At 62.3% G+C, this 9,508-nt stretch carries 9 protein-coding genes; 8 read left to right on the forward strand and 1 reads right to left on the reverse strand.

All coding sequences use genetic code 11. The features are described from left to right. Window positions 1-267 (forward strand): hypothetical protein (locus ILFOPFJJ_RS34850; RefSeq protein WP_210267715.1); only part of this gene is annotated, 267 nt, incomplete at its 5' end. Window positions 268-668: 401 nt separating this feature from the next. Here ILFOPFJJ_RS34850 and ILFOPFJJ_RS34115 read toward each other — a convergent pair. Further along, window positions 669-1,301 (reverse strand): GntR family transcriptional regulator, encoded by a 633-nt coding sequence (locus ILFOPFJJ_RS34115; RefSeq protein WP_173514797.1) that lies wholly within the window; start codon window positions 1,299-1,301, stop codon window positions 669-671. Window positions 1,302-1,489: 188 nt separating this feature from the next. Between ILFOPFJJ_RS34115 and ILFOPFJJ_RS34120 the strand changes: the two genes are divergently transcribed. The 7 genes from ILFOPFJJ_RS34120 to ILFOPFJJ_RS34150 all read left to right on the forward strand — a co-directional run bounded on the left by ILFOPFJJ_RS34120 (window position 1,490) and on the right by ILFOPFJJ_RS34150 (window position 8,751). Continuing rightward, window positions 1,490-2,914: a M20 family metallopeptidase gene (locus ILFOPFJJ_RS34120; RefSeq protein ID WP_173514798.1), complete on the forward strand. Its 1,425-nt coding sequence runs from the start codon at window positions 1,490-1,492 to the stop codon at window positions 2,912-2,914. Continuing rightward, complete coding sequence (locus ILFOPFJJ_RS34125; protein WP_246300021.1) at window positions 2,907-4,667, forward strand: M28 family metallopeptidase; 1,761 nt, start codon at window positions 2,907-2,909, stop codon at window positions 4,665-4,667. Before ILFOPFJJ_RS34120 ends, ILFOPFJJ_RS34125 begins: the two co-directional genes overlap by 8 nt. Beyond that, complete coding sequence (locus ILFOPFJJ_RS34130) at window positions 4,664-5,509, forward strand: transporter substrate-binding domain-containing protein (RefSeq protein WP_173514799.1); 846 nt, start codon at window positions 4,664-4,666, stop codon at window positions 5,507-5,509. Before ILFOPFJJ_RS34125 ends, ILFOPFJJ_RS34130 begins: the two co-directional genes overlap by 4 nt. Window positions 5,510-5,618: 109 nt before the next feature. Beyond that, window positions 5,619-6,338 carry an ABC transporter permease gene (locus tag ILFOPFJJ_RS34135; protein ID WP_173514800.1) on the forward strand — a complete coding sequence of 240 codons (720 nt, stop codon included), beginning with the start codon at window positions 5,619-5,621 and terminating at the stop codon, window positions 6,336-6,338. Further along, window positions 6,338-7,060 (forward strand): ABC transporter permease, encoded by a 723-nt coding sequence (locus tag ILFOPFJJ_RS34140; protein WP_173514801.1) that lies wholly within the window; start codon window positions 6,338-6,340, stop codon window positions 7,058-7,060. The genes ILFOPFJJ_RS34135 and ILFOPFJJ_RS34140 overlap by 1 nt, the downstream gene beginning before the upstream one ends. Window positions 7,061-7,062: 2 nt before the next feature. Continuing rightward, on the forward strand, window positions 7,063-7,839 hold the full coding sequence (locus ILFOPFJJ_RS34145) for an ABC transporter ATP-binding protein (protein WP_173514802.1): 777 nt from the start codon (window positions 7,063-7,065) through the stop codon (window positions 7,837-7,839). A gap of 57 nt (window positions 7,840-7,896) precedes the next feature. Further along, the gene (locus ILFOPFJJ_RS34150) at window positions 7,897-8,751 is read left to right on the forward strand and encodes a transporter substrate-binding domain-containing protein (RefSeq protein ID WP_173514803.1); all 855 of its coding nucleotides are present in this window, start codon (window positions 7,897-7,899) and stop codon (window positions 8,749-8,751) included. The last annotated feature ends 757 nt before the right edge of the window (window positions 8,752-9,508 follow it).

Genomic DNA, 9,508 nt, shown 5'->3' on the forward strand with positions numbered 1-9,508 from the left:
ACGTCTTTCGGCTTCGCCTGCTCAGGCTTTGCATTGGTGTCTTTCGTTCCCATTGGGCATCTCCTTCGAAAGAGAGAACGGCGTCGGGTGCTTGGCGGTTCCTCTTTAGTGGCCAAGCAGCGGGAATGGGCTCCACCCGCTACTCCTTCCATTCAACACGATCTTCAACATTCTTATGATGTCGGCCGCATTCAAGAGTGCGTCTTTAACTTCGGACGTAGTCAGGCTATCAGCGCGCGCGGCGGCAGACACCACCGCAAGCGATAAAGGCACAGAGAGATGCCCCTACGCACTCAAACATCGCATAATGTGTCGTCGGGAACCGATGAGTTATAAGACTCTCACGATCGTCTTATAGTAGGCGGCCCTTGCCAGCGAACCGTGGCGCAAGTTATAAGAGAATTGCGTAAATCTTATAGCGAGCTTGCTGATGAAGACGATCGACCTGATGTTACGAAGAAACTGGTGAATGCGTCTACCTGAGCCTTCCAAAGGCAGCCGTCTTCACGAGCCCCGCGCACGGCTTGTTGCGAGGATGTTCAGGTTCTATGCTAAAAAGATCGCATAGTGTATCGCCTGGAACTTGGTTACGGCGGGCCTTTTGTGAGCGCGCGACGGTTACGATCCGAGGCACTTTCGGTGAGCGGCCAGGCGGTGAATCGTTACGATTAATCTTGCCGGATATGGCGTGAAATCGCGTCCTTGAGAGCAGCCGTCTCGCCGGCCGCAATCGCATTGACCATTTCATGATGCTCGCGGGAAGACTGCTCGATGCGGGCCCGCGTCTTCCATTGCGACACCGGTGCAGAGGAGGTGCGCTGGCGGATCTCGGTCACGAGCTTCACAAGCTCGCTATTGCCGCAAAGCGAAAGCAGCCGGTAGTGAAAAGCGAGGTTGGCCTCATAGAGCTCGATCGGCGTGCCTTCGAGAATGAGCTTGTCGAAGCGCCGCGCTAGTTCGCGCAGCGCCTCGACGTCCGCCGTTGAAGCGTTAGCGGCGATTTTGTCGGCCATGCCCGTTTCGAGCAGGATGCGAATTTCGCTGACTTCGGCCGCTTGCCGTCCGTCCGGCTCGAACACGTGATAACCCCGGTTCGGCACATGCTCGACGAGGCGGCGTTGCGCAAGCCGGTCGAGAGCGCGGCGCACCTCGGGGCGGGTGCACTGGTAGCGCTGTTCCAGATCGATCTGCTTTAGCCACGATCCGGGGGCGAGCACGCCGGTTTGGATGTCGTGGAGAATCAGGTCCGTGACATCGACCGCCGTCGCATTGTTCGCTTCCCGCTGTTTTACCTTGTTCATACAGCCTCCCTCGGAACTACCTTAGTCTGCCATTAGGCCTGACCGCTATCCAAGATGCAGCCACTGCAAAGCCGTGGAAAATCTGGTCCTGACGCCAATTTTACACCTATAGCGCTGTTGCGCGCACAAAAATATTAGCATAAATTGGCGCCAATTTTGGATCACATTGTTGTGGAAGCCAGTAAACGATGAAAAATTCGGACGCCGTGTGGGACCTCGTCGAACGGAAGCGTGAGGCTTTCTTCTCCTTGAGCGACCGCGTGTGGGATACACCCGAGACCAATTACGAGGAATACCGCTCGTCGGCCGAGCACGCGGCTATGCTGGAGGCGGAAGGCTTCCGTGTCTCGCAGGGGATTGCCGGCATGCCGACGGCGCTGATGGGGGAAGCGGGCGAGGGCGGCCCGGTCATCGCCATCCTCGGCGAGTTCGATGCGCTGCCCGGGCTCAGCCAGCAGGCGGGTGTAGCACAGGAACGGCCGCTCGTTGCGGGCGGCAATGGTCACGGTTGCGGGCACAATCTGCTCGGCGCCGGCTCGATGATGGCGGCCGCCGCCGTCAAGGACTATCTCGAAGCCAACGGCATCACGGGGCGGATCCGCTATTACGGCTGCCCCGCGGAGGAGGGCGGCTCCTCCAAGGGCTTCATGGTGCGCGCCGGGGTCTTCGACGATGTGGACATTGCGATTTCCTGGCATCCGGCGCCGTTTGCCGGCGTCAACAACCCGATCTCGCTCGCCTGCAACGAAATCAACTTCCATTTCAGCGGGCGCGCTTCGCATGCCTCCGCCTCGCCACATCTCGGCCGCAGCGCGCTCGATGCGGTGGAGCTGATGAATGTCGGCGTGAACTACCTGCGCGAGCATATGCCCTCCACCGCCCGCATCCACTATGCCGTGACCGACACGGGCGGCCATGCGCCGAACGTGGTGCAGGCGCGCGCGACGGTGCGCTATCTGATCCGGGCGCGCAGCCTGCCGGAACTGCTCGATCTCCTCGGGCGCGTCAAGAATGTGGCCGAAGGCGCGGCGCTAATGACCGGAACGATCGTGCGCAGCGAAATCGTCAGCGGCGACGCCAACCTCGTCGGCAACACGCCTCTGGAAGCGCTGATGCATTCGCATCTCGAGCGGTTGGGACCGCCCGTGTTTGACGACGCTGACCGAGAAACCGCCGCGAAATTCCAGGAGACCTTCAGCGCCGACGACATCGCCGCCTCCTTCGAACGCTTCGGACTCAAGCTGCGCAAAGGTGTGGCGCTCTGCGACACGATCTTCCCGCCGGAGAGCGGTAACGGCACGCTTGTAGGTTCGACCGATGTCGGCACGGTGAGCTGGGTCGTGCCGACTGTCCAGATGCGCGGCGCGACCTATGCGATTGGCACGCCTGGGCACTCTTGGCAGCTCGTCGCCCAGGGCAAGCTGCCGGCCGCCCACAAGGGCATGGAGCACGCGGCAAAGGTCATGGCCAGCACAGCACTCGACCTGATCCTCAGGCCGGACCTCATTGCCGGCGCCAAGGCCGACCATGCGGCGCGGCTCGATGGCACGCCTTTCGTCAATCCAATCCCCGACGATGTCGACCCGCCGCTACCGGAGAGGCGCGATGGATAGCTTCACGCTTCAACCGGATCGCAATCGCCTAGCCGCCCATATCGAGGAGTTCGCCCTGCGTATCAAGCTTTCGGGAACGCCGGAGGAACTGGAGAGCTTCCGTTATCTCGAGCGCAAGATGGCGTCCTATGGCTACCGCACAGAGCTTCTGACCCACGACGCCTATATCAGCCTTCCGGGGCGTGCGTGCGTCGAGGCAAACGGCGAAAGCCTGCGCTGCATCACGCATTCGATGTCGGCCTCGACGTCCGGCGACGGCATCAGCGCGTCCCTCGTCTATATCGGCGAGGGCGACGAGGTGGCGTTCGCAAAAGCCGACGTCAAGGGCAGGATCGTGCTTGTCGACGGGATAGCCACGGAGGAAGTAGCGGCGCTCGCCAGCGCGCGCGGTGCTGCCGGCCAGCTTCATGTCAGCCCGAACGAACATCTCTACGAAATGTGCGTCTCGACTGTGTGGGGCAGTCCCTCGCAGCACACGCGATCGATGCTTCCGACCACTGTCATCTGCACGATCGCGCATGACGACGGCGCAAGGCTGCGGGCGCAATGTCAGGCGGGACAGGATGTGCGGGTCTCACTTTGGGCCGAGGTGGACACCGGCTGGCGCAAGACGCCGATCCTCGTCGCCGAATTGTCAGCGGAAGAAGAAGCAGGGGACGGTGCGCCCTTCGTGTTGTTTTCGGGTCATCACGATACCTGGCACTACGGCGTGATGGACAATGGCGGCGCCAACGCCACCATGCTCGAGGCGGCACGGCTGCTCGGCGAGCGGCGCAGCATGTGGAAGCGCGGCTTGAGGCTTTGCTTCTGGTCGGGCCACTCGCATGGCCGCTATTCCGGGTCGGCCTGGTATGCGGACGAATATTGGGAGGAGCTCGAGCGGCGCTGCGTCGCCCATGTAAACGTCGATTCCACCGGCGGCGAGGGGGCGAGCGTGCTCACCAATTCGGCTGTCATCGACGAGCTGAAATCCGTCGCCGCGGAAGCGGTCGAAGCCGTCAGCGGACAGCGGCATGCCGGCCGCCGTCACGGCCGAGCCGCCGATCAATCGTTCTGGGGCATCGGCATACCGTCGATGTTCGGCAGCCTCAGCCACCAGCCGCCTGGTCCGGTCAAGACGCTGACCGCGCTCGGCTGGTGGTGGCATACGCCGCACGACACGGCGGAACACATCGACCTCGACAATCTGCGGCGCGACACATCGATTGTGCTTCGCGTGCTGTGGCGCCTGCTGACGGCTCCCGTGCTGCCGCTCGACTACGCCGTCTTTGCAACCGCGATGAGGCAAGAACTGCTCGACCTTCAGGATGGGCTCGGCGCTCGGCTGGACATCACGAACCTGCTCGCGCGCGTGGATGCGCTCGAAGCGGCGGCGCAGGCGGTGAACAGGATGGCTCGCGGGGCGGAGGGCGATGCCGCGCGAGCGATCAACCGCGCCCTGATGCGCGCCTCGCGTCTGCTCGTGCCACTCAACTACACGAGCGGAAATCGCTTCAGTCACGACAGCGCGCTGCCGCATCCGGCCTGGCCGTCGCTCGAAGGGCTGCGCGAGTTCGCAAGGCTGCCGCACGGCTCACCCGATCTGCCGTTCTACGGGGTGCACGCAAGGCAGAGCCGGAACCTTATCGCCCATGCCTTGCGCGAAGCCCATGCTGCGCTGGCAGCCGTCGCGGAACGCATTGAGGGCACGCCCGATCATCAGCAAACCGGCCAAAAAAGAAGGCCGGCAAAAAACGAAGGGAACAGAAGATGAAACGAAGCAGATTGATTGCAGCCGTTCTCGTGGCCGGGCTTTCGTTCGGTGCGTCGGCCGTTATGGCAAAGGACTGGACCCATGTCCGAGTCGGCATCGAAGGTGCCTTCCCGCCGTGGAACGCGCTTGACTCCAAGGGTGAGCTCACCGGTTTCGACGTCGATCTCATCAAGGAACTCTGCACACGCGCCAAGGTGGAATGCGAGCTCATGACGGGCGAGTGGACGAGCCTTATTCCGAGCCTCAATGCAGGCAAGTTCGATCTGATCATGACGCTCGGGATCAATGAAAAACGCAAACAAGTCGTCGATTTCACCGTCCCCTATGCGAGCGGTGTCGCGACGTTCCTGATCGCCAAGGATGGCCAGGTGCCGGAGCTGCCGATGACCGGCGAAAGGCTCAACCTCAACGACAAGGAAAAGGCCGATCCGGTCATGAAGACGATTGGAGAGGCGCTCGACGGCAAGACGATCGGCGTGGTGCAGGCGACGAGCCAGGAGCAGCTGATCCGGGCCTATTTCGGAGACACCGTTACCGTGCGCACCTACAAGACCTCAGGCGAACGCGATCTCGATCTGAAGGCCGGCCGAATCGACGCAGGGTTCGACAGCGGCGTCTATGGAACTTCGATACTCGCAAAGCCCGGCAACGAGGATCTCGTCATGACCGGTCCGCTGATCAAGGGCGCGATGCTGGCGACGGAGGTCGCCATGGGCATGCGCAAGGGTGAGACGGAACTGAAGGAAAAGTTCGATGCCGCGATCAAATCGGCCGCCGCCGATGGCGTCATTCGTTCGCTTTCTGAAAAATGGAGCAAGCTCGATCTGACCCCATCCCTCTAACAGAGACGAGGCGGGCGGGCGTTCGTGAATGCCCGCCCGCCACGCACAGCGGATAGCCACTCATGAAACAGGTAATTACCGGGCCATTTGGAAGAGGAAGGCCCTCCCCATGAACAGCCCGGGTTTCTTCGACATCATCAGCTTCGGGCCGGACGGCTGGGGTCATGCGCTCGCGGCCGGCGCGTGGATGACGATCCTCATTGCGCTTGCAGGCTTTGCGATCGGCAGCGTCATCGGCACGTTCGGCGCCTGGGCGAAGATTTCCGGCGGCCCCGTCCTCCGGATGATTGCCGAGGCCTATACGACCGTGCTTCGCGGCATTCCCGACTTGCTCGTCATCTATCTGTTCTATTTCGGCGGCAGCGCGGTCGTGACGGCCGTCGGGCAGTTCTTCGGGGCCGAGGGCTTCGTCAGCTTTCCGGGCTTTGTCGCCGGCGCGCTTGCCGTCGGGGTGACCTCGGGCGCGCAGCAGACCGAAGTCTTCCGCGGCGCGTTTCGCGCGGTCCATCCCGGCGAGCTCGAGGCGGCAACGGCCTGCGGCATGGGGCGGGTGCTTAAATTCCGCCGCATCGCCGCGCCCTTAACGCTACGCCACGCCCTGCCGGGACTCGGCAATGTTTGGCAGGTGGTTCTGAAGGAATCTGCGCTCGTTTCGGTCACCGGCGTGGTCGAGCTTTTGCGACAAGCGCAGATCGGCGCCGGATCCACCAGCCTACCGTTCGATTTCTATTTCATCGCCGCGATGATCTATCTCGCGATCTCCACAGTTTCGGGCGCGTTCCTCAATGCCTCGGAGCGCTGGTTCTCGCGCGGCGTCAGGAGGGGTTGATGGATATCGCCTTTGCCTCCGAAACCCTGGTGAGCCTGCTCGCGGCACTGCCGCTGACGCTCGAGCTTGCCGTGACGGCGATCGCGCTCGGCTCGGTCCTGGCTCTTGCTCTGGCGCTTGCGCGCCTGTCGGGCATCCTCGTGCTGGACTGGTTCGCACGAACCTATGTGTTCGTCTTTCGCGGAACCCCGCTGCTTGTTCAGATCTTCCTGATCTACTACGGCCTCAGCCAGTTCCCCGCCGTCAGGCACAGCATCCTCTGGCCGGTGCTTCGCGAGCCCTATTGGTGCGCGGTGCTGGCGCTGACGCTGAATACGGCGGCCTATGCCAGTGAGATCGTCCGCGGCGGTCTGCTGTCGGTGCCGCACGGTCAGGTCGAGGCGGCGCGCGCCTGCGGCATGCCTCGCCTCATGATCTTCCGCCGCATCGTCATGCCGCTCGCCATCCGCCAGGCGCTGCCCGGCTACGGCAACGAGATGATCTCGATGGTCAAAGCGACGTCGCTCGCCTCGATCATCACGCTGATGGAGATCACCGGTGTCGCCGCCCGGATCATTTCGGAGAGCTACCGGGTGATCGAGGTCTTCGTCGTCGCCGGAGCGATCTATCTCGCCATCAATTTCCTTTTGACCCGGCTCATCGCCTTCGTCGAGCACCGGCTGAGCCCGCATCAGCGCCAGCCGGTGCCGATCCGCGGTGAACTGAAGGGAGAAACGCATTGAACATGCCCGCCAAAATCACGTCACCCGCCGCCATCAGCGTCCGCGATCTCCACAAGAGCTTCGGGCCCGTCGAGGTGCTGAAAGGCATATCGATCGACGCGCATGAGGGCGAGGTCATCTCCATTCTCGGTTCGTCGGGTTCCGGGAAATCGACGCTGCTGCGCTGCATCAACATGCTCGAAGTCCCGGACTCCGGCACCATCGCGGTCGCCGGCGAGACGATCCGTCTCAAGACAACCAGGGAGGGCAAGAGCCGGCCGGCAGACCAGAAGCAGGTCGACCGCATCCGCTCCGAGCTCGGCATGGTGTTCCAGAGCTTCAATCTCTGGTCACACAAGACGGTGCTGGAGAACGTTGTCGAGGCGCCCGTTCACGTCCTGAAGCGGCCGCCCAAGGAGGCGATCGAGGAGGCGGAGGCGCTGCTTGCCAAGGTCGGCATTGCCGACAAGCGCAATCATTATCCGGCCCACCTCTCCGGCGGCCAGCAGCAGCGCGCCGCGATCGCCCGCGCTCTCGCCATGCGCCCGAAGGCGATGCTCTTCGACGAGCCGACCTCGGCGCTCGACCCGGAACTCGTCGGCGAGGTCCTGCGCGTGATGCGCGGACTTGCGGAGGAGGGCAGGACGATGCTGGTCGTCACCCACGAGATGGGGTTTGCCCGCGACGTCTCGAGCCGCGTCGTCTTCCTGCACAAGGGCGCGATCGAGGAGGAAGGCGCACCGCACGAGGTCTTCACCAATTCGAAGTCCGAACGTTTCCGGCAGTTCATCAGCAGTTAGGGGCCGATCTGCCGCAAGAGCCACCCAACCACCACAGCAAAAAAGGGGAATACCGAAATGCAGAAAACGACCGCGATCATGGCGGCGCTCGCCGTTGCCACGGGGCTGCTCGCCACGACGGCACAGGCCGAGGACAAGAAGTGGACGAAGATCACGATCGCCACCGAAGGCGCCTTTCCGCCCTATAACCTAACAAAGCCGGACGGAACGCTGGACGGCTACGAGATCGAGCTCAGCAAGTATTTCTGCGACCACATGAAGGTGGAATGCACCATCATCCCGCAGGCTTTCGACGGCATGATCCCGGCGCTGAACGCCGGCAAGTTCGACGCCATCATGGCGGGCATGTCGGCGACGGAGAAGCGCAAGGAAGTCATCGACTTCTCCATGTCCTACGGCAGCACCGGCCAGGCTTTCGCGACGCTCAAGGGCAGCGATCTCGAAATGCTGCCGATGAAGGGCGAGCTCTTCTCGCTCGCCTCCAATGAGGCGGGTGCACGCCAGGCGGCCGAGGAACTGAAGCCGCTCATCGAAGGCAAGACGATCGGCGTCCAGAGCGCTTCGATCGCCGCGCGCTTCATCGATGAATACCTCAAGGACGTCGTCGAGGTTCGCGAGTACAAGACCACCGAGCAGCATGACCTCGACCTCGTCGCCGGCCGCGTCGATTTCGTCATGGCCTCGATGGGTTACCTGAAAACCGCGGTCGAAAAGCCGGCGAATGCCGACATGACGATCGTCGGTCCGCGCTTCCAGGGCGGGTTCCTCGGCGCCGGCAGCTCCGTCGGGCTGCGCAAGAGCGACACCGAGCTCAAGGCCATGTTCGACGATGCCATCGCCGCCGCAAAGGCGGATGGCACCATCAAGCGCCTCTCGGAAAAGTGGTTCGGCTTCGACCTGACGCCGCAATAACACTTCCATAATATCAGCCGCAAGAGGAGCGCCGCTGTTCTTTGGAATACGCGGCGTCTCCGCGCCGATGCCATGGTCAGGGCACGGACCGAAAAGCCCACTGGAATGGATGCCGTAAAGTGCAATTTACAAGGTGCGCGTTGTGCGAACAGTGAGGCTAACCCGCCAGGAATGAGGCCCGGTGGATGCAACACATACAGTTCCGCTCTGGGCTTAGAGTTTTCTCGTTACGTGCCGAAAGATCGCATAACCTATTGTCCTCCCGGCAGGGGAGCGCCGTTGCAGACGCCTGGCTTTGCCGGCTTCAGGCGGCGCGAAGGCGCAGAGGGTACAGTCAGAGCGCTCACCGAGAGAGAACGACCCTCATGCGATTAAGGAGAATGTCCTGAAGATCGCCTCCGAGAAATTTGCTGCCTCCGGCTCTCCGCGTCCACGAAATCGGCCCGAACGGAGAAAGCATCTGCATCTGCTCCGGCGGGCCGGAACTGGACAAACTTTGCATCACGGCTGCGACAAAGTTCCTTTCCGTCTAGACCTTGGAGCGAGAGTCGTGGTCGGGCGGCTGCTGGCAATCGAGCCAGGGGTGAAGGGGCCCCTGAAGCGATGTTTGGGTGAACTGCGCAAAAATAGCTGTAAGTCAGCTTGCATCTTCGAAGACATGGCTAGCTGAGTTCCAAAGAGTGCGGTTTCGGCTCCGAAGCGGGGTGAGTGAGTGAGTCGAAAGTTATGTATCGCAGGCGGTCTAGGGAATCATCGC

The organism is Sinorhizobium psoraleae (assembly GCF_013283645.1).
Lineage (GTDB): Bacteria > Pseudomonadota > Alphaproteobacteria > Rhizobiales > Rhizobiaceae > Sinorhizobium > Sinorhizobium psoraleae.

Excerpts from the sequence above, each read along its gene's own strand:
- ILFOPFJJ_RS34135 (WP_173514800.1), top strand. The coding sequence starts at position 5,619 with ATGAACAGCCCGGGTTTCTTCGACATCATCAGCTTCGGGCCGGACGGC.
- ILFOPFJJ_RS34140 (WP_173514801.1), top strand. The coding sequence starts at position 6,338 with ATGGATATCGCCTTTGCCTCCGAAACCCTGGTGAGCCTGCTCGCGGCA.
- ILFOPFJJ_RS34125 (WP_246300021.1), top strand. The coding sequence starts at position 2,907 with ATGGATAGCTTCACGCTTCAACCGGATCGCAATCGCCTAGCCGCCCAT.
- ILFOPFJJ_RS34150 (WP_173514803.1), top strand. The coding sequence starts at position 7,897 with ATGCAGAAAACGACCGCGATCATGGCGGCGCTCGCCGTTGCCACGGGG.
- ILFOPFJJ_RS34115 (WP_173514797.1), bottom strand. The coding sequence starts at position 1,301 with ATGAACAAGGTAAAACAGCGGGAAGCGAACAATGCGACGGCGGTCGAT.
- ILFOPFJJ_RS34130 (WP_173514799.1), top strand. The coding sequence starts at position 4,664 with ATGAAACGAAGCAGATTGATTGCAGCCGTTCTCGTGGCCGGGCTTTCG.
- ILFOPFJJ_RS34145 (WP_173514802.1), top strand. The coding sequence starts at position 7,063 with ATGCCCGCCAAAATCACGTCACCCGCCGCCATCAGCGTCCGCGATCTC.
- ILFOPFJJ_RS34120 (WP_173514798.1), top strand. The coding sequence starts at position 1,490 with ATGAAAAATTCGGACGCCGTGTGGGACCTCGTCGAACGGAAGCGTGAG.